The sequence below is a fragment of the Pantoea sp. SGAir0184 genome (assembly GCF_043544755.1).
The window spans coordinates 877,617-897,140 of the sequence record NZ_CP028050.1 but is presented as its reverse complement, the minus strand read 5'-3'; the positions used below and the strand labels follow the sequence as shown (position 1 = coordinate 897,140).

Annotated in this window: 19 protein-coding genes and 1 other RNA gene; 7 read left to right on the top strand and 13 right to left on the bottom strand. The window is 58.4% G+C overall.

Annotated elements, in window-relative coordinates; translation table 11 throughout:
• Nucleotides 1-41 precede the first annotated feature (41 nt).
• Nucleotides 42-560: a flavodoxin FldB gene (fldB, locus tag C1N60_RS04085; protein ID WP_394521427.1), complete on the top strand. Its 519-nt coding sequence runs from the start codon at nucleotides 42-44 to the stop codon at nucleotides 558-560.
• On the opposite strand, the gene C1N60_RS04080 is transcribed toward fldB, so the two are convergent.
• Nucleotides 557-976 carry a protein YgfX gene (locus C1N60_RS04080; protein WP_394521426.1) on the bottom strand — a complete coding sequence of 140 codons (420 nt, stop codon included), beginning with the start codon at nucleotides 974-976 and terminating at the stop codon, nucleotides 557-559. The genes fldB and C1N60_RS04080 overlap by 4 nt on opposite strands.
• Complete coding sequence (gene sdhE, locus C1N60_RS04075; RefSeq protein WP_010616925.1) at nucleotides 951-1,217, bottom strand: FAD assembly factor SdhE; 267 nt, start codon at nucleotides 1,215-1,217, stop codon at nucleotides 951-953. The genes C1N60_RS04080 and sdhE overlap by 26 nt, the downstream gene beginning before the upstream one ends.
• A gap of 228 nt (nucleotides 1,218-1,445) precedes the next feature.
• Between sdhE and ygfZ the strand changes: the two genes are divergently transcribed.
• Entirely contained in the window at nucleotides 1,446-2,429 is a 984-nt protein-coding gene (gene ygfZ, locus C1N60_RS04070) for a tRNA-modifying protein YgfZ (RefSeq protein WP_394521425.1), read from the top strand.
• Nucleotides 2,430-2,481: 52 nt separating this feature from the next.
• Here the strand turns inward: ygfZ and C1N60_RS04065 are convergent, their stop codons facing one another.
• The gene (locus C1N60_RS04065) at nucleotides 2,482-3,135 is read right to left on the bottom strand and encodes a PAQR family membrane homeostasis protein TrhA (protein WP_021506671.1); all 654 of its coding nucleotides are present in this window, start codon (nucleotides 3,133-3,135) and stop codon (nucleotides 2,482-2,484) included.
• A gap of 176 nt (nucleotides 3,136-3,311) precedes the next feature.
• Between C1N60_RS04065 and C1N60_RS04060 the strand changes: the two genes are divergently transcribed.
• Nucleotides 3,312-4,043, top strand: a complete 732-nt coding sequence (locus C1N60_RS04060; RefSeq protein WP_058757092.1) for a MurR/RpiR family transcriptional regulator — start codon at nucleotides 3,312-3,314, stop codon at nucleotides 4,041-4,043.
• 124 nt (nucleotides 4,044-4,167) lie between these two features.
• The gene (locus C1N60_RS04055; RefSeq protein ID WP_058781311.1) at nucleotides 4,168-5,607 is read left to right on the top strand and encodes a 6-phospho-beta-glucosidase; all 1,440 of its coding nucleotides are present in this window, start codon (nucleotides 4,168-4,170) and stop codon (nucleotides 5,605-5,607) included.
• 60 nt (nucleotides 5,608-5,667) lie between these two features.
• On the opposite strand, the gene C1N60_RS04050 is transcribed toward C1N60_RS04055, so the two are convergent.
• The 8 genes from C1N60_RS04050 to C1N60_RS04015 all read right to left on the bottom strand — a co-directional run bounded on the left by C1N60_RS04050 (nucleotide 5,668) and on the right by C1N60_RS04015 (nucleotide 15,870).
• Nucleotides 5,668-6,411 (bottom strand): SDR family oxidoreductase, encoded by a 744-nt coding sequence (locus C1N60_RS04050; RefSeq protein WP_282954906.1) that lies wholly within the window; start codon nucleotides 6,409-6,411, stop codon nucleotides 5,668-5,670.
• A gap of 73 nt (nucleotides 6,412-6,484) precedes the next feature.
• Complete coding sequence (gcvP, locus tag C1N60_RS04045; protein WP_021506667.1) at nucleotides 6,485-9,358, bottom strand: aminomethyl-transferring glycine dehydrogenase; 2,874 nt, start codon at nucleotides 9,356-9,358, stop codon at nucleotides 6,485-6,487.
• A gap of 98 nt (nucleotides 9,359-9,456) precedes the next feature.
• Complete coding sequence (gene gcvH / locus C1N60_RS04040; protein ID WP_215481486.1) at nucleotides 9,457-9,843, bottom strand: glycine cleavage system protein GcvH; 387 nt, start codon at nucleotides 9,841-9,843, stop codon at nucleotides 9,457-9,459.
• Between the two features lie 22 nt (nucleotides 9,844-9,865).
• Nucleotides 9,866-10,963: a glycine cleavage system aminomethyltransferase GcvT gene (gcvT, locus tag C1N60_RS04035; RefSeq protein WP_372771865.1), complete on the bottom strand. Its 1,098-nt coding sequence runs from the start codon at nucleotides 10,961-10,963 to the stop codon at nucleotides 9,866-9,868.
• Nucleotides 10,964-11,517: 554 nt separating this feature from the next.
• A complete protein-coding gene (gene ubiI, locus C1N60_RS04030; RefSeq protein ID WP_104188396.1) occupies nucleotides 11,518-12,720 on the bottom strand; it encodes an FAD-dependent 2-octaprenylphenol hydroxylase in 1,203 nt (400 codons plus the stop codon).
• Between the two features lie 20 nt (nucleotides 12,721-12,740).
• Nucleotides 12,741-13,919, bottom strand: coding sequence for a 2-octaprenyl-6-methoxyphenyl hydroxylase (ubiH, locus tag C1N60_RS04025; protein ID WP_394521424.1), 1,179 nt, complete (start codon nucleotides 13,917-13,919; stop codon nucleotides 12,741-12,743).
• A complete protein-coding gene (gene pepP, locus C1N60_RS04020; RefSeq protein ID WP_394521423.1) occupies nucleotides 13,916-15,238 on the bottom strand; it encodes a Xaa-Pro aminopeptidase in 1,323 nt (440 codons plus the stop codon). Before pepP ends, ubiH begins: the two co-directional genes overlap by 4 nt.
• Nucleotides 15,239-15,288: 50 nt before the next feature.
• On the bottom strand, nucleotides 15,289-15,870 hold the full coding sequence (locus tag C1N60_RS04015) for a YecA/YgfB family protein (protein WP_058757098.1): 582 nt from the start codon (nucleotides 15,868-15,870) through the stop codon (nucleotides 15,289-15,291).
• 170 nt (nucleotides 15,871-16,040) lie between these two features.
• Here C1N60_RS04015 and zapA point away from each other — a divergent pair, with 170 nt between their 5' ends.
• The 3 genes from zapA (at nucleotide 16,041) to C1N60_RS04000 (ending at nucleotide 17,269) form a co-directional block, all read left to right on the top strand.
• Entirely contained in the window at nucleotides 16,041-16,370 is a 330-nt protein-coding gene (gene zapA, locus C1N60_RS04010; RefSeq protein WP_021506660.1) for a cell division protein ZapA, read from the top strand.
• Nucleotides 16,371-16,409: 39 nt separating this feature from the next.
• A non-coding RNA gene (gene ssrS / locus C1N60_RS04005) (6S RNA) lies at nucleotides 16,410-16,593 on the top strand.
• A gap of 70 nt (nucleotides 16,594-16,663) precedes the next feature.
• Entirely contained in the window at nucleotides 16,664-17,269 is a 606-nt protein-coding gene (locus C1N60_RS04000; RefSeq protein WP_058775868.1) for a 5-formyltetrahydrofolate cyclo-ligase, read from the top strand.
• Nucleotides 17,270-17,299: 30 nt separating this feature from the next.
• On the opposite strand, the gene serA is transcribed toward C1N60_RS04000, so the two are convergent.
• Nucleotides 17,300-18,538 carry a phosphoglycerate dehydrogenase gene (gene serA, locus C1N60_RS03995; RefSeq protein WP_021506658.1) on the bottom strand — a complete coding sequence of 413 codons (1,239 nt, stop codon included), beginning with the start codon at nucleotides 18,536-18,538 and terminating at the stop codon, nucleotides 17,300-17,302.
• 279 nt (nucleotides 18,539-18,817) lie between these two features.
• On the bottom strand, nucleotides 18,818-19,477 hold the full coding sequence (gene rpiA / locus C1N60_RS03990) for a ribose-5-phosphate isomerase RpiA (protein ID WP_021506657.1): 660 nt from the start codon (nucleotides 19,475-19,477) through the stop codon (nucleotides 18,818-18,820).
• Nucleotides 19,478-19,524 lie beyond the last annotated feature (47 nt).

The window sequence follows — 19,524 nt, the reverse complement described above, 5'->3', positions numbered from 1 at the left end:
ACAATTGCGCCAGAGTGAGTTTCAGTCAGAGCATTAATTGCATGAATATCGGTCTGTTTTACGGTTCCAGTACCTGTTACACCGAGATGACGGCGGAGAAAATCCGCGACTTTATCGGTGAAGAATTAGTCACACTGCATAACCTGAAAGATGACGATCCGTCGCTGATGGAGCAGTACGATTTACTGATTCTCGGTATTCCGACCTGGGATTTCGGCGAACTGCAGGAGGACTGGGAAGCGGTGTGGCAACAGCTGCCAGCACTCAACCTGCAGGGCAAAATTGTGGCGCTGTACGGCATGGGCGACCAGGTCGAGTACAGCGAATGGTTCCTCGATGCGCTGGGTATGCTGTACGAACTGCTGCTGCCGATGGGCGTGCAGTTTGTCGGTTACTGGCCGCTCGACGGCTACCAGTTTACCAGTAAAAAACCGCTGACCGCCGATGGTCAGCAGTTTGTCGGTCTGGCGCTCGACGACGTTAATCAGTTTGAGCTGAGCGAAGAGCGCGTCGAGCAGTGGTGCGAACAGATTCTGACCGAAACCGCCGCGCTGCTTTAATGCGGCGTCGCGCCATCCAGCAAAAAACAGCGGGCGCGTAACGCGCGCCACGCGTCGGGCGGCATGCTGTCGTGCAGCAGCCATAGCCGCCAGCGTTGCCCGCGCCGGTTACGCAGCACCAGCAACACGCCCCACGGTAGCCAGTCTGGCTGCCGTTGCGCCTGCCAGCGCTCACCGCGCCAGTACCAGTCACCCTTGTCATCCAGCATGAGCGCTCCGCAGCGCTGCTGCAGGCGACGCGCGTTACGCCAGTACTGCAGTGTCAGCAGAATCACTACCGCGATCTGAACCCAGGCCCAGCCCGCCGGCCAGCGACAGCTCAGCAACAGCGCGCCACCCAGCCCGAACAGCGTCACATTCAGCGCCCGCGCGCTGCGTGACGCGCGCAGATTACATTGCCACCGGCCCGCGTTCACGGTTGCGCTGCTGAATCAGTTTCACCATGCGTTTGAACTCGGGATCGGCCGGTTCGCCGTGGTTCATCATCCAGTTAAACAGGTCCGGATCGTCGCTCTTTAGCAGCGCGACAAATACCTGCTTGTCGCTGTCGCTCAGCGAATCATACTCATATTTAAAGAACGGCATGATCGAGACATCCAGCTCCAGCATGCCGCGACGGCATGCCCACTGGACGCGCGCTTTGTCATGAATATCCATGTGTCTTCTTCCACAGCTGATAACAGTGGCGCTCAGTGTACCTGCTTTTTCGCCGCGCTGCAGGCGTGCAACCAGACGCTGCGCGCGATGACGCACAGCAATGCCACCGGTTACAGGGTTATCACGCGATTTGTGCGCCAGATTCCGCAAACAGGTTGCAATGGCGCACTGCTCTTTTAACATTGGTAAGCATATTACTGGATAAACCTTATTGATCAGGACGGACTCATGCCGATTTTCACCCTTCCGCCTCGCCAGCCCGCTGCGGCGTCGCGCCTGCCTTTAACGCTGATGTCGCTCGACGAGTGGGCGCTGGTATCGGTGCAGGGCAAAGACAGCACCTCTTATTTGCAGGGTCAGCTGACGCTGGACGTGGCGGCGTTGGACGCAGCGCAGCATCGCCCGGCGGCGCACTGTGATGCCAAAGGTAAAATGTGGAGCAATCTGCGTCTGTTCCATCGTGGAGAAGGTTATGCCTACCTGGTGCGCCGCAATCTGCGCGAGCAGCAGGTGACCGAACTGAAGAAGTATGCGGTGTTCGCCAAAGTGACCATTGCGGCCGATGATGACGCGGTCCTGCTCGGCGTTGCCGGTTTTCAGGCGCGCGCCGCGCTGGCTAACGTTTTCGCCACGCTGCCGGATGCCACAATCCCAGTGGTGCAGCAGGATGACACCACCCTGCTGTGGTTCGCCGAACCGGCCGAACGTTTTCTGCTGGTCACCACGCCGGCGCAGGCCGAAGCGCTGCAGCAGAAGCTGGCCGGGGAAGCGCAACTGAATGACAGCACGCAGTGGCTGGCGCTGGATATTGCGGCGGGCGTGCCGGTGATCGACAGCGCCACCACGGCGCAGCTGATTCCGCAGGCCACCAACCTGCAGGCGCTGGATGCCATCAGCTTTAAAAAAGGCTGTTATACCGGCCAGGAGATGGTGGCGCGCGCAAAATTCCGCGGCGCCAACAAACGTGCGCTCTACTGGCTGGCGGGCAGCGCCAGCAAAGTACCGGACGCGGCCAGTTCGCTGGAGTTGCAGATGGGCGACAAATGGCGTCGCACCGGCACGGTGCTGAGCGGCGTACAGCTGGATGATGGCAGCGTGTGGGTGCAGGCGGTGCTGAACAACGATCTGGAGCCGGATAGCGTGCTGCGCGTTGAAGGCGATGAAAACGGTAAGCTGACCATTCAGCCGCTGCCCTATTCGCTGGAAGAGTAACGGTTACGGCTGGTATGCCGCAGGGTCGCCATCAGTGGCGACCCTGGCCTTGTTACATCACGTAAAAATAGATGGCGCAAAAGTGCAGCACGCTGCCGCCCAGCACGAAACCGTGCCAGATGGCATGATTGTACGGGATACGGCGCGACACATAGAAAATTACCCCGAGTGAATAGACAATCCCGCCCGCCGCCAACAGCCAGACGCCGCCGGCCGACAGTTTGGTTGCCAGCTGATAAATCACTACCAGCGACAGCCAGCCCATGCTGAGATAGGTCACCAGCGACAGCACTTTAAAGCGATGCGCAATGGTCAGCTTAAAGATGATGCCCGCTAGCGCCAGACTCCAGATCACCACCATCAATCCCTGCGCCAGCGGCGATTGCAGCCCGACCAGCAGAAACGGCGTGTAAGTCCCGGCGATCAGCAAATAGATGGCGCAGTGGTCAAATTTCTTCAGCCAGTATTTGGCACGCTGATGCGGAATGGCGTGATACAGCGTCGAGGCGAGGAACAGCAGAATCATGCTGCCACCGTACAGGCTATAGCTGGTAATGGCAGTGATATTCGCCTGCATTTCAACGGCCTGGGTCAACAGCAACACCAGCCCCACGATGCCAAACACACAGCCCAGGCCGTGGCTGATGCTGTTGGCGATCTCTTCGGCCAGTGAATAGCCCTGGGCAATAAGTCGGTTCTGTACCATGGCGTCGGATTCCTGAACATCGTAACGAAAGTTGTGCTTTTTCTGTGCACCAGAGTAGCGAAGAACAATTTCAGAGTACACATGTACGCTAAAATTATTCTGTGAAGAGGTGTGACAACCCAGCGGCAAACCAATCTGTTACACTGAGGCTTCTTTTTGCCGTGAGCGCCGCCCGAATGTTTTCACACAGCGACCTGTCCCGTTTGAATGACCTTGAGATGCAGGTTTATCACTTCATCATCAAACACCGGGAAAGTGTCAGTTATATGACCATCCGTGAACTGGCGGCGCAGGCGGGCGTCTCGACCACCACGGTGCTGCGCTTCTGCCGCAAAATGCACTGTGACGGCTGGTCAGAATTCCGCATCCGTTTTCGCCTGGCGCAGGAGCAAAGCGCGCCGGTGCTGCTGCCCTCCGGCGTCGGAGAAATGCTGAGCTTTTTTAAAAGCATCAATAACGCAGAATTTGATCAGCAGATTGCCACCGCGGCGCAAATGATTATTGAGGCTGAGCACATTTTCTTTATTGGTGCCGGTACTTCAGGCAGTCTCGGCAAATATGGTGCACGCTATTTTTCTAATATTGGTAAATTCAGTCATCACATCGATGATCCTTATTACCCGGTGAGTAAGAGCGCCTGGGAAAATGCGCTGGCGATTATTTTATCCGTCTCTGGCGAAACCGAAGAGATCCTGCGCTTTGCCAGTCAGTTCAGTCTGCATCACTGTAAAATCATCTCCATCACCAATCACGACAACTGCTCGCTGGCGAAAATGGCGGATTTCAATCTCTCCTATCATGTGCCGCAGGAGAAACTGCCTGACCGCTACGATATTACCACCCAGGTACCGGTCATTTATATTCTGGAGACGCTGGGCCGTTATATTGCCCGCCTCACGCAAGTATAAAACAGCCTGTTTTTTGGCGGTAACAAGTCACATTTCCGCGCCGGTGTTATAGCGTGACTTTGCTATTTCAGTTGTTACACTGCGGGCAGTGTTATTTTCGCCAACAGCGTGACGAGGTATTGAAATGAATGAAGGATTGCAGTTACCCAACGGATTTCTCTGGGGCGGCGCGGTGGCAGCCCATCAGGTTGAGGGCGGCTGGGATCAGGGCGGCAAAGGCGTCAGCATCGCCGATGTTCTCACCGGCGGCGCACACGGCGTTGATCGCGTCATCACGCCCGGCGTCCAGCCCGGCCAGCACTATCCCAACCATCAGGCGGTGGAATTCTATTCACACTACAAACAGGACGTGGCGCTGTTTGCTGAGATGGGTTTCAAATGCTTCCGCACCTCGATTGCCTGGACGCGCATTTTCCCCAACGGCGATGAACTGCAGCCCAATGAAGCCGGCCTGCAATTTTACGATGACCTGTTTGATGAACTGCTGAAATATGGCATCGAACCGGTGATCACCCTGTCGCACTTTGAGATGCCTTATCATCTGGTTAAAGAGTACGGCGGCTGGGCTAATCGCAAAGTGGTCGATTTCTTTGTGCGCTTCAGTGACGTGGTGATGACGCGCTATCGCCACAAGGTGAAGTACTGGATGACCTTCAATGAAATCAATAACCAGCGCAACTGGCAGTATCCGCTGTTCGGCTACTGCTGCTCCGGCGTCGTATTCACAGAGCATGAAAAGCCGGAGCAGACGATGTATCAGGTGATGCATCACCAGTTCGTTGCCAGTGCCAAAGTGGTGAAGCGCGGCCACGAAATCAACCCGGATTTCCAGATTGGCTGCATGATCGCCATGGTACCGGTCTATCCGTTCTCCTGCCATCCAGACGACGTGATGCGCGCGCAGGAGTCGATGCATCAGCGCTACGTGTTCAGCGACGTGCAGATGCGCGGCGCGTACCCGGCTTATACGCTGAAAGAGTGGGCGCGCAAGGGCTATCACATTGCGATGGAAGCCGATGACGCCGAAACGCTGCGTCAGGGCTGCTGCGACTACATCGGTTTCAGCTACTACATGAGCAACGCGGTGGACACCAAAGCCAGCGGCGTCGACGACCCGATCACCGGCTTCGACGGCGTAGTGCCTAACCCGCATGTGAAAGCGTCTGACTGGGGCTGGCAGATTGATCCGGTCGGCCTGCGCTACGTGCTGAATGCGCTGTATGAGCGCTACCAGAAGCCGCTGTTTATCGTTGAGAACGGCTTTGGTGCCATTGATAAAGCCAATGCTGAGGGCGTAATCGAAGATGACTACCGCATTGATTATCTGCGCGCGCACATCGAAGAGATGAAAAAAGCGGTGGCGCTGGATGGCGTTGATCTGCTGGGCTATACGCCGTGGGGCTGCATCGACTGCGTCTCCTTTACCACCGGCCAGTACAGCAAGCGCTACGGCTTTATCCACGTCGATAAAAACGATGACGGCAGCGGCAGCTTTGCCCGTTCGAAGAAGAAGAGTTTCGCCTGGTATCAGCAGGTGATTGCCAGCAATGGTGAAGTGCTGTAACCGCTAATGGCGCGCGACGTATAAATGTGCGCCGTGCGCAGACAGGCTGTGAAGTGCGGCTCAACGGCCGCCTGATGCATCAATAAAGCTGCCGGTGACGTAGGAAGCGGCGTCACTGGCCAGCCAGGCGATGGCGGCAGCGACCTCCTCCGCCTGGCCGCCGCGCTGCATCGGCAGCGATGCCGCGAGACGATCAACGCGCCCCGGCTCGCCGCCGTCGGCATGCATATCGGTGTAGATCAGCCCTGGCCGCACGCTATTGACGCGAATCCCCTGCGCCGCCACTTCCAGTGACAATCCTCTGGTCAGCGTGTCCATCGCGCCTTTCGACGCCGCATAATCGACATACTCATTGGGCGAGCCGGTACGCGCGGCCGCTGACGAGACGTTAACAATGGCGCCGCCCTGGCCGCCGTGTGCGGTGCTCATGCGTTTTACCGCTTCGCGGCAGCAGATAAACGTGCCGGTGACGTTGGTTGCCAGCACGCGCTGAATGCGCGCAGCATCCAGATCCTCAACCCGGCACTGGGAGAAGAGAATACCGGCGTTATTCACCAGCACGCGCAGCGCGCACGGCTGCTGATCCAGCTGGCGGAACATGCGCACCACCTGCGCTTCATCGGCAATATCCGCCTGTAAGGCAAACGCGCTGCCGCCCTGCGCTTCGATATCTGCTACCACCTGCAACGCTTCTGCTGCGCGCTGCCGGAAATTGATTGCCACGCGATAACCCGCCTGCGCCAGCAGCAGCGATGTTGCCCGTCCAATTCCGCGGCTACCGCCGGTGACCAGTGCCAGATTCATATGCTTCTCCCATAAAAAAAGGCCGACAAATTGGCCTTTAGTATTACTGAAGGGTTTGGATTACGCCTGCAAATTACTGGTATTCGCTCATCGGAACGCATGAACAGAACACATTGCGATCGCCAAACACATCGTCGAGACGCTTAACGGTCGGCCAGTATTTGTTGGCGCTGCCGGCCGGGAAGACCGCCAGCTCGCGGCTGTACGGATGAGTCCAGTCGCCGACGATTTCCATCTGGGTATGCGGTGCATTCACCAGCGGGTTGTCGTCAGCCGGCCATTCACCGTCGGCTACGCGATCGATTTCCATGCGGATCGCCAGCATCGCGTCAATAAAGCGGTCCAGCTCGATTTTGCTCTCGGATTCGGTCGGCTCGACCATCAGCGTGCCGGCGACCGGGAACGACATGGTCGGCGCATGGAAGCCATAGTCGATCAGGCGTTTCGCGATATCCAGCTCGCTGATGCCGGTCTGCTCTTTCAGCGGACGAATGTCGAGAATGCACTCATGTGCCACGCGACCGTCGCGGCCGGCGTACAGAATCGGGTACGCCGACTGCAGCCGGCTGGCGATGTAGTTGGCGTTGAGAATCGCCACCGAGCTGGCCTGCTTCAGCCCTTCGGCACCCATCATGCGAATGTACATCCAGCTGATGGGCAGAATAGATGCGCTGCCGAACGGCGCCGCAGAAACCGCGCCCTGCTGGGTCAGCACGCCGTCAATCTGCACCACGCTGTGGCCCGGTACGAATGGCGCCAGATGCGCCTTCACCCCGATCGGCCCCATGCCCGGACCGCCACCGCCGTGCGGAATGCAGAAGGTTTTGTGCAGGTTGAGATGCGACACGTCAGCGCCAATGTAGCCAGGCGTGGTGATCCCAACCTGCGCGTTCATGTTTGCGCCGTCGAGGTACACCTGGCCGCCGTACTGATGCACGATCTGGCACACTTCGCGAATGGTCTCTTCGTAGACGCCGTGCGTCGACGGGTAGGTCACCATGATGCACGACAGCGCGTCACCGGCCTGCGCTGCTTTTTCACGCAGATCGCCGAGATCGATGTTGCCCTGCTTATCACAGGCCACCACCACCACCGCCATGCCCGCCATCTGCGCGGACGCCGGGTTGGTGCCGTGCGCCGAGCTCGGGATCAGACAGATCGTGCGGCCCGCTTCATTACGGCTCTCATGATAGCGACGGATGGCCAGCAGACCGGCGTATTCGCCCTGCGCACCAGAGTTCGGCTGCATGCACAGCGCATCGTAACCGGTGAGCTGGACCAGCCACTGGGACAGCTGACCGATCATCTGCAGATAACCGCTCGCCTGCTCTGCCGGGCAGAACGGGTGCAGTTCAGCAAATTCCGGCCAGGTGATCGGAATCATTTCGGCGGCGGCATTCAGTTTCATGGTGCATGAGCCGAGCGGGATCATCGCCTGATTCAGCGCCAGATCCTTTTTCTCCAGGCTGTGCATGTAGCGCATCATCTCAGTTTCGCTGTGATGACGGTTGAACACCGGATGGGTAAGGAATTCGCTGGTACGCTGCTGGCCTGCCGGAATAGCGCTGTTTTCCGCCGCCACCGCGGCGTCCAGCGCCTCGATATCCTGACCGTGCGCGTCACCCAGCAGAATGGCAAACAGCGCCAGCACGTCTTCACGCGTGGTGGTTTCATCCAGCGTGATACCAACCGCATTGAGGATATCGCTGCGCAGATTGACGCCGAAGCTCAGCGCACGGTTCAGCACCGCCGCTTTGTCCGCGACTTCAACGGTCAGCGTATCGAACCAGCTGTGATGGCGCAGCTTCAGGCCGCCGTTTTGCAGGCCTGCTGCCAGAATCGAGGTCAGACGGTGAATGCGCGAGGCGATGCGCTTCAGTCCGGCCGGGCCATGGTAAACCGCGTACAGGCCGGCGATATTCGCCAGCAGCACCTGTGAGGTACAGATGTTGGAGTTGGCTTTCTCACGGCGGATATGCTGTTCGCGCGTCTGCATCGCCATGCGCAGTGCAGTGTTACCTGCGGCATCGCGTGACACACCGATGATACGGCCCGGCATGGAGCGCTTGTGCTCATCACGGCTGGCAAAGAAGGCCGCGTGCGGACCGCCGTAGCCCATCGGTACGCCAAAGCGCTGGGCGGAACCAAAGACGATATCAGCACCCTGTTTGCCCGGCGCTTCCAGCTGCACCAGCGCCATGAAATCCGCCGCCACGCTCACCACCACTTTGCGGCTTTTCAGCTCAGCAATCAGTTCACGGTAGTCGTGCACTTCTCCGCTGGTACCGACCTGCTGCAGCAGCACGCCAAACAGATCGTCGTGCTCGCGGGCTTTTTCGGCGCGATCAATAATCAGCTCAAAGCCAAAGGTTTCAGCGCGGGTGCGCACCACATCCAGCGTTTGCGGATGGATGTCATCGGCGATAAAGAATTTGGTCGCGTTTTTCAGCTTGCTGACGCGTTTAGCCATCGCCATCGCTTCGGCGGCCGCGGTGGCTTCATCCAGCAGCGAAGCTGAAGCGATATCCAGCCCGGTGAGATCGAGCGTCAGGGTCTGGAAATTGAGCAGCGCTTCCAGACGGCCCTGCGACACTTCCGGCTGATACGGCGTGTACGCCGTGTACCAGCCCGGGTTTTCCAGCATGTTGCGCAGAATCACCGGCGGGGTGATCACGGCGCTGTAACCCATTCCAATCCAGGATTTGTAACGCTGATTCTGGCTGGCAATGGCTTTCAGCTCTGCCAGCGCCTGCTGTTCAGTCGCGGCATCGCCTACCGCCGGCGGGCCTGGCAGCTGGATATCAGCAGGCACAATTGAAGCGATCAGCGAAGCCAGCGAGCTGGCACCAATCGCTTCCAGCATGGTGGCCTGCTGCGCGGCATCAGGACCGATATGGCGCTCAATAAAAGCACCGTTATGTTCGAGCTGGCTGAGAGTCTGGGTCATTTACAGTACATCCTGAATCGGGCTGGGTGACAAAATGGCATTAAATCAGGCAGATAAAAAAGAAGGCACCGCAGTGCGGCACCTTCCGAGACTACCGGTTACTCGTCGATGGACTTTTTATAGGCCTCGGCATCGAGCATCGCGTCGAGCTCGGACTCGTCGCTGGCTTTGATGCGGAACAGCCAGCCGGCGGCGTACGGTTCGCTGTTCACCAGCTCCGGGGCATCGCCCAGCTCTTCGTTGACCGCCACGATTTCACCGCTCAGCGGGGCATAGATATCCGATGCCGCTTTCACGGATTCGGCTACCGCACAGTCGTCACCGACGGCAAAGCTGGCGCCCACGTCAGGCAGGTCGACAAACACCATGTCGCCCAGCAGTTCCTGCGCGTGTTCGGTGATGCCCACGGTAAACGTACCGTCAGCTTCTTTACGCACCCACTCGTGGCTATCACGGTACTTCAATTCATTTGGCACATTGCTCATCGCCATTTCTCCTGAAAAAAAATTACTGAGCGACCGGCTTGCCGGCGCGAACAAAAATAGGTTTAGTCACTTTCACCGGCATTTCACGATTGCGGATTTCAACAATCGCCTGCTCACCGATACTGGCCGGCACGCGCGCCAGCGCAATGCTATAGCCCAGCGTTGGCGAGAAGGAGCCGCTGGTAATGATGCCCTGCTGCGGCTGGCCCTGCGCATCGGTAAAGCGCACCGTCAGACCGTTACGCAGCACGCCTTTTTCGGTCATCACCAGCCCGACCAGTTTTTCCGTGCCGTTCTCGCGCTGCGCTTCCAGCGCTTCACGGCCAATGAAATCACGGTCGCCGGGCTCCCAGCTGATGGTCCAGCCCATGTTGGCGGCCAGCGGCGAAACGCCTTCATCCATCTCCTGACCATACAGATTCATGCCAGCTTCGAGACGCAGCGTATCGCGTGCGCCCAGTCCGGCTGGTTTCACGCCCGCGGCCAGCAGCTGCTGCCAGAAATCTGCGGCCTGAGCGGCAGGCAGGGCGATTTCATAACCGGCTTCACCGGTATAACCGGTCGTGGCGATAAACAGATCGCCGGCCTGTACGCCAAAGAACGGCTTCATGCCTGCAACCGCGTCACGCTGTGCCGCGCTAAACAGGCTCTGTGCTTTTTGCTGCGCGTTCGGTCCCTGAACGGCGATCAGCGCCAGATCGTCACGCTCGGTGAGCGCAACCCCAAACGGCTGCGCATGCTCAGCGATCCACGCCAGATCCTTCTCGCGCGTGGCGGAGTTGACCACCAGGCGGAAGAAATCCTCGCTCATAAAGTAAACAATTAAGTCATCAATGACGCCAGCTGAAGCATTCAGCATGCCGGTATAGAGGGCTTTGCCGGGCTGAGTCAGTTTGGCGACGTCGTTGGCTAGCAGGTAACGCAGAAATTCACGGGTGCGCGCGCCGTGCAGATCGACAATGGTCATGTGGGAAACGTCAAACATTCCGGCATCGTTGCGCACCGCGTGGTGTTCATCCATTTGCGAGCCGTAGTGCAGCGGCATCATCCAGCCGTGGAAGTCCACCATGCGGGCACCGCAGGCCTGATGCTGTTCGAATAGAGGCGTTTGCTGAGTCATAACCATCCTGTGAAGACAAGTGAGTGTGACGCGCCTGCGCCGTCAGTTTTGAGCGACGCAAACGTTCTCTTTACGCTGAAGTTACCACCGAATACGGCAATTAACCATAAGGAAAACGAGGGTGAAACCTTATCATCCTTTGTGCTGCCCCGGCAGCCACGCCAGCATATCTCACTGCATTTATGTGATTTACCGCGCATATAATTCACCTGTTGCGCAGTAATTCAGCCGAATAATGGAAGCCGTGCCGCAGACAAGGGAAATGGTTCGGGGGCGAGAAACATTTTGGATTAGTTAAAGTAATGCGAATTGAGGCCTGAAATTAGAATAAATCAAATGAAGGGCAATTTGGGTGCAGCGATGCACAATAATGGTGCCGGGGCGGGTTTTGCAGTGACGTTACCGGGTGCGCACAGGGTCGCGATGGGTAGGGACAACGCTGTGCAGTTCGGTGATTCATAAGCGGCAGCCGACTGCCACGCCCACCCTTGAGGGGATCGCGTAACGTCAGTGCAGGAAAAACGGCACCTGAAACGGTGCCGTAATAAGGAGGGTTAGCGGATCCAGCCGGGCAGGTCGTTGAGGCCCATGGCCTGCTTCAGCAGTAACGGCTTCACGCCAGGCAGCGTGTCGGCCAGCTTCAGCCCGACGTCGCGCAGCAGTTTTTTTGCCGGATGGTGCCCGGCAAACAGCTCACGGAAACCCTGCATGCCGGCCAGCATCAGCGCTGCGCTGTGCTTGCGGCTGCGTTCATAACGCCGCAAATAGAGATGCTGGCCGATATCTTTGCCCTGCTGATGCAGACGGCGGATTTCACCAATCAGCTCGGCGGCATCCATAAAGCCGAGGTTAACCCCCTGCCCGGCCAGCGGATGGATGGTATGCGCCGCATCGCCCACCAGCGCCAGCCGGTGCGCAGCAAAGTTGCGGGCGTAACGCGCCGTCAGCGGAAAGGTTTTACGTTCGCTTTCCACCTGGCAAAGACCAAGGCGCATATCGAATGCCACCGACAGCTGCTGGTTAAACAGCGCTTCCGGCATGGATTGCAGTCGCGCCGCTTCCTGCGGTGACAGCGACCAGACGATGGAGCACAGGTGCGGATTCTGCATCGGCAGGAAGGCCAGAATGCCGTCGCCGTGGAACACCTGGCGCGCGATGGCATCGTGCGGCATATCGGTGCGTACATTGGCCACCAGCGCGTGATGTTCGTAATCCCAGAAGGTGATCGGGATATCCGCTTTGTCACGCAGCCACGAGTTGGCCCCGTCCGCAGCAATCAGCAGGCGCGCGCTCATCATGCTGCCGTCCTGCAGGGTAATAAAGGCTTCGTTATCGCCAAACGCCACCTGCTGCAGCTGAGCCGGCGCAATCAGCGTCACGTCGCTACACTGGCTGGCGCGCTGCCACAGCGCACTGTGAATCACCTCGTTTTCAATGATATGTCCGAGGTGCGACAGCCCCTGTTGCTCGTCATCAAAGCTGATCGAGCCAAAGCTGTCCTGATCCCACACTTCCATGCCGTGATACGCGCTGGCGCGCAGCGCGAGAATGGTGGACCAGACATCGAGTTTTTGCAGCAGACGCTCGCTGGCGGCGTTGATGGCCGAGACGCGAACCGACGCTGGCGCCGCCGCATCAAATTGTGGCTCAGGCGCTTTTTCCAGCACCGCAACGCGCAGGCCGCTGCCCTGTAAGCCACAGGCCACCGCCAGACCGACCATGCCGCCACCGGCAATCGCCACATCAAATGTTTGCATTGCTGCCCCTTAATTCATGCTTAACGCTTAACCCAGCCGAGCGTGCGCACGGCAAGTGGGTTTCGCAGCCATGGCAGGTAGTCCATTGCCACCAGCCCAAGATTTCGTCCTGCCACCAGCGGGGCATAACGGTTGGCGAACAGCCGCACCAGACCGTCGGTGACGCCAATGGTCGCCGCACGATCCGGCTGGCGGCGCGCAGCAAAATGGTGCAACACCGCGTGGCTGCCCGGATCCTGCTGATGACGATGCGCCGCCGCAAGGGTTTCCGCCAGCGACATCACATCGCGCAGTCCGAGGTTAAAGCCCTGCCCGGCGATCGGATGCAGCGTCTGCGCCGCATTGCCGACCAGCGCCAGCCGGTGCGTCACCTGACGCTCTGCGGTCTGCAGCGCCAGCGGATAGATTTCGCGCTGGCCGGCGTGAGTAAAGCGCCCCAGCCGCCAGCCAAAGGCGCGCTGTAATTCATGCAGGAAGGTGGCATCGTCCCACTGCTTAACCGTGGCTTCGGCGGCCGCCGGATGACACCACACCAGCGACAGACGGTTGCCGGACATTGGCAGCAGCGCCAGCGGGCCATGCTGCGTGAAGCGCTCAAACGCGCGGCCCTGATGCGGCAACTGCGTCGCGACGTTGGCAATCACCGCCAGCTGCTGGTAGTCGTCGCGCTGCCAGCGCATGCCGCAGGATGCTGCCAGCGGCGAGCGTGCGCCGTCAGCGGCCACCAGCAGCGCGCCCTGTAACGTTGCGCCGCTGCTGAGCGTCGCCTGCACGCTATCGGCGCTGCGGGTTACTGAGGTAACGTGATCCGGGCAGCACAGCGTCACGCCGGGTGCCTCACGCAGACGTTTAAACAGGCGCTGTCCCACGTCATACAGCTCGACCACGTTGCCCAACGCCGACAGCTGATAATCCTCAGACTGCAGCTGAACAAACCCGCTGTGCCCGCGATCGGAAACGTGGATGTGGGTAATGGGCGTGGCGCAATCCGCCAGCGACCGCCACAGGTCAATTTCCGCCAGCTGCTGACAGGTGCCCGCCGCCAGCGCGATGGCGCGCCCGTCAAAGCCCGGGTGCGCGCGGCTGTCCGGCTGATGACGTTCAATCAGCGTCACCGGCAACTGGCCCTGCGTCAGATGCGAAATCGCCAGTGCCAGCGTGGCGCCGGTCATGCCGCCGCCTGCAATCAGGATACTCATACGCTGCGCGCCGCCGCCATCAGTGCTTCGATCGCCTCAGCGTCTTTTACCACGCTGTCGGTCAGGTTTTCATTACCGTCGGCGGTGATAACGATGTCGTCTTCGATACGGATACCGATGCCGCGATATTGTGCCGGCACTTTGGCATCCGGCGCGATATACAGGCCCGGTTCAACGGTGAGCACCATGCCGGGCTCAAGCAGGCGGTCGCGGCTGGGCGTGCCGTAGTGGCCGACGTCATGCACGTCCAGCCCCAGCCAGTGACCAAGGCCGTGCATAAAGAACGGACGGTGCGCCTGCTCTTCAAACAGCGTATCGATATTGCCTTCCAGAATGCCCAGATCGACCAGACCGGTGATCATGATACGCACCACTTCGTCGTTGACTTCATGGATGCTGATGCCCGGGCGGAACATCGACAGCGCCTTATACAGCGAGGCGAGCACGATGTCGTAGATCTCGCGCTGCGGCTGGCTGAATTTACCGTTAACCGGGAAGGTGCGGGTAATATCGCCGGCGTAGCCATGGAATTCGCAACCGGCATCAATCAGCACCAGATCGCCGTCGCGCATTTCGCTTTCGTTTTCGGTGTAGTGCAGAATGCAGCCGTTCTCACCGGAGCCCACAATGGTGTTGTAAGACGGAAAGCGCGCGCCGTGGCGGGTGAATTCGTGATGGATTTCGCCTTCCAGCTGATACTCAAACATGCCGGGACGGCACGCCTGCATCGCACGGGTATGTGCCAGCGCGCTGATTTTTCCTGCGCGGCGCAGAATGGCGATCTCGTCTTCGCTTTTAAACAGGCGCATCTCATGCACCCAGGGACGCCAGTCGGTCAGCGTCGACGGCGCGCTGAGGTTTTGCCGGAAACCACGGCGCAATTTCTCCAGCGCGCTGAACACCAGCGTATCCGCTTCCGCGTATTCACCCTGTGCGTGATAGACCACATCGAGTCCGTTGAGCAGCTGGTGCAGCTGCTCGTCAATCGCATCCCACGGCAGCGCGCGGTCAACGCCCAGCTTCGCCGGTGCGGCTTCCTGACCAAGCCGACGCCCGAACCAGATCTCGGCCGTCAGGTCGCGTACGCGGTTAAACAGCACGCTGTGGTTATGATTGTCATCGCTCTTAATTAATACCAGCAGCGCCTGCGGCTCGTTGAAACCGGTGAAGTACCAGAAGTCGCTGTTCTGGCGAAAGGGATATTCGGTGTCGTTGCTGCGCGTCACTTCAGGTGCAGCAAAAATCAAAGCCGCGCTGCCGGGCGCCATGCGGGCGATCAGCGCCTGACGACGTTGCCGGAAAGTTTCCAGTGTAATCATATTTGCACTCCCTGTAGAAAACGGGCAGCGACCTGCCCACGATGACGCGCTTAGTGTAGCGTAGGTTTTTGCACTTCCGGTGCGGTCGGCGTGCGTGGCCGGGTGAAGGTGTCATGGCACAGCAGCGCGGCAACGCGCACGTACTCAATCACCTCTTCCAGCGACTGTTCGAGCTCTTCCTGATCTTCATCTTCATCGTAGCCAAGTTGCGCAATGGTGCGCAGATCGTCAATCGCTTCGCCGGTCTCACCGGTCACTTTGTCCAGCTTCGGCTGCGTCACGCCCAGGCCCAGCAGGAAGTGATTGACCCAGCCGGCCAGCGCGTCAGCACGATCGAACACCGTGATGTCTTCCTCATCCGGCAGCATTAGCTGGAACAGGAAACCCTCTTCATCCAGCGTGTTGGCCAGGTTTTCATGCAGCGCCTGCAGCGGCTGCGACAGGCTTTGCGAGAACGCCATGCCCTCGTTAGTCAGGTCGTGCACCAGGGTTTTCCAGCTGCTGTCCTGATTGCCGCCGCACAGAATGCCACACAGCAGTCCGTGCATCTCGGCGGGCGTCATGCCTACGCCCTGCTGGGAAAGTGCCGCGGCCAGCGCGTTGTAAGTGGGTGTTGCGTTCTGTAAAGACATAAGCTTTGGTCGTCGTTGGCAGAATAAGTTCGTGTTATGCTACCACCAGGTGCCTCAGGGTTTCCAGAAAAGGGGTTGTAACTTATCACGCGGGTCTATATAGTTGCGCACCTCCCAACCCATTGACAGGTAAGGGAGATGCGAACGAAGTAATCAGTCAGGATGGTGGCATGTCTGCACAACCGGTAGATATTCAGATTTTTGGTCGTTCATTGAGAGTGAATTGTCCGCCTGAACAGCAAGATGCGCTGAATCTGGCCGCAGAGGATCTCAATCAACGGTTGCAAGATTTAAAAGTTCGCACTAGAGTCACAAATACAGAGCAGCTGGTGTTCATCGCCGCGTTAAACATTTGCCACGAGCTGGCACAAGAGAAAGGTAAAACGCGCGATTACGCAGCCAATATGGAACAACGCATCCGTATGCTGCAGCAGACCATTGAGCAGGCATTAGTTGAGCAAGGTCGCATAACTGAACGTCAGGGCCCTAAATTCGAATAACACTTCATGGTACTCGTGTTAGAGTAACGGTGAAGTCAATTTTCTCTGAGATGTTTGCAAGCGGGCCAGTCCCCTGAGCCGATATTTCATACCAACAGAGTGTGACGCTCTGTAACCTGTGAGCATGCTCGGTCCGTCCGAGAAGCCTGATGGTTACGACGGCATACTCACCTTGAACCAAGGGTTCAAGGGTTACAGCCTGCGGCGGCATCTCGGAGATCTCCTCTTAGTTCCACCCTGTTATTCCCGGTGTGATAATGTGGCTATCAACAGCCTTATCAGCCGGGGACATCATGCCAGCATCTTCTCTTCTCGACCGTCAGGATATTCGTCAGCATGTGCGCCATCTGCGCCGCAATCTTACGCCTGAGCAACAGGTTGAGGCCGCCGATCTGCTGGCTGAACATGCCATCAATTTTGCCCCGCTGGCCAGCGCACAACGCATCGCGCTGTTTCTCTCCGTCGATGGCGAAATCAATACCCGACCGCTGATTGCCAAACTGTGGCAGCAAAAGAAGCAGGTCTTTCTGCCGGTGCTGCATCCGTTTGCGCCCGGTCACCTGCTTTTTTTGCGCTACACGCCAGAAACCCCGCTGCGACCTAACAAGCTGCGCATCCCTGAGCCGCCGCTGGATATTACGCAGCTGGCCACACTCGATCAGCTGGATGTGATGCTGGTACCGCTGGTGGCGTTTGACGCGCAGGGACAACGCTTAGGCATGGGCGGGGGTTTTTACGATCGCACGCTACAGCACTGGCAGCAGCATGGCTTTTTACCGCTGGGTATTGCGCACGACTGCCAGCGCGTGGATGCGCTGCCGGTGGCGGCCTGGGATGTGCCATTGCCGGCGATTCTCACGCCGTCAAAGCTGTGGCAGTGGGAAACGCTGGCGGGATAAAGACAGGGCGCCCAGCGGCGCCCTGCACTGTCAGTACAGCAGACGGGCGCGCATGGTGCCCGGAATCGCCTTCATCAGCTGCAGCGCTTTCTCCGCCACATCCTCTTCGGCATCAATATCGATAACCACATAGCCCATCACTGGCGAGGTTTGCAGATACTGAGCGGCAATGTTGATGCCCTGCTCGGCAAAGATCTGGTTGATGGCGGTCAGCACGCCCGGGCGGTTTTCATGGATGTGCAGCAGGCGGCTGGCGCTGGCAGCGTGCATCGGCAGCGAAACTTCCGGGAAGTTTACTGCGGAGAGCGTCGAGCCGTTGTCAGAGTACTTGGCCAGCTTGCCAGACACTTCCAGACCGATGTTCTCCTGCGCTTCCTGCGTTGATCCGCCGATGTGCGGCGTCAGGATCACGTTGTCGAATTCGCACAGCGGCGAGTTGAACGGATCGCTATTGGTTGCAGGTTCAACCGGGAAGACGTCGATGGCGGCACCAGCCAGGTGCTTGCTGGCCAGCGCATTACACAGCGCCGGGATGTCGATCACGGTACCGCGCGCGGCGTTGATCAACAGCGCGCCGGGCTTCATCAGCGCCAGCTCTTCGCTGCCAATCATGTTCTGCGTGGACGGCGTTTCCGGCACGTGCAGGCTGACCACATCACTCATGTTCAGCAGGTCAGAGAGATGGCGCACCTGGGTGGCATTGCCCAGCGGCAGCTTGTTTTCGATATCGTAGAAAAATACGTGCATGCCGAGGCTTTCCGCCAGCACGCCGAGCTGCATCCCGATATGGCCGTAGCCAATGATACCCAGCTTCTTACCACGCGCTTCGTACGAACCGGTGGCGATTTTATTCCAGATGCCGCGGTGTGCTTTGGCGTTGGCTTCCGGAATGCCACGCAGCATCAGCAGCATTTCGCCGATCACCAGTTCCGCGACCGAACGGGTATTGGAGAACGGGGCGTTGAACACCGGCACGCCGCGTTTCGCTGCCGCGCTGAGATCAACCTGGTTAGTACCAATACAGAAGCAGCCCACCGCCACCAGCTTTTCAGCTGCCGCGAAGATCTCTTCAGTCAGTTGGGTACGGGAACGGATACCAATGAAGTGGGCATCGCGGATGGAGGACTTCAGCGTCTCAGCATCCAGTGCGCCTTTGTGGAACTCGATGTTGGTGTAACCTGCGGCGCGCAGATTATCCAGCGCACTCTGGTGAACGCCTTCCACCAGCAGGAACTTAATCTTGTCTTTTTCCAGTGATACCTTTGCCATTTCCCGACCCTATTCAGAATTCAACGAGGACTACCATAAGGTAGCCTTCTGTCAAAATATCAAAATTTTCCGGCGCGGCAATACAAACGATTGCCTGCACGCCAGCACGCGCCCACGTGCAGACAACACAAATCCACACAAAATCGTGAGATGACGAGAGCGCAAAGTACGAACCTGCTGTTGATGAATCATTTGTGACATAAGTCACCAAATTTCACTGCAGCAAGAAAAGATGTTTTGCGGATGGAAATAACCGGCGCTGGCGGCGCGCCGGTGAGATCAATTGGTGATGGTTTTCACGCCGTCCGGCGTGCCAATCAGCGCAATATCCGCTCCGCGTGCGGCAAACAGCCCCACGGTGACGACGCCCGGCAGCGCATTGATGGTTTTTTCCAGCGCAATCGGGTCAAGGATGCGCAGATTATGTACGTCGAGAATAATGTTGCCGTTATCCGTAACCACGTGCTGACGATACTCCGGCAGGCCGCCCAGCTTCACCAGCTCCCGCGCCACATAAGCGCGCGCCATCGGAATCACCTCCACCGGAAGCGGGAAGTTGCCCAGCACATCGACCTGCTTGGACGCATCCGCGATGCAGATAAATTTCTGCGCCACCGCCGCGACAATTTTCTCGCGCGTCAGCGCTGCGCCGCCGCCCTTGATCATCTGCATCTGCGGATTGATCTCATCAGCACCGTCGACATACACCGACAGCGCATCCACATTGTTGAGATCGAACACCGGAATGCCCAGCGATTTGAGCTTTTCGGTTGAGGCTTCCGAACTGGAAACCGCGCCCTCGATCTGATCCCTGATGGTACCAAGCGCGTCAATAAAATGCGCCGCCGTTGAACCGGTGCCTACGCCAACAATGGTGCCTGGCTGCACGTACTGCAGCGCTGCCCAACCTACCGCTTTTTTCAGTTCATCCTGGGTCATGGTATGTTTAAAACCTGTGCGACATCGAAGTGCGCGTAGTATAAAAC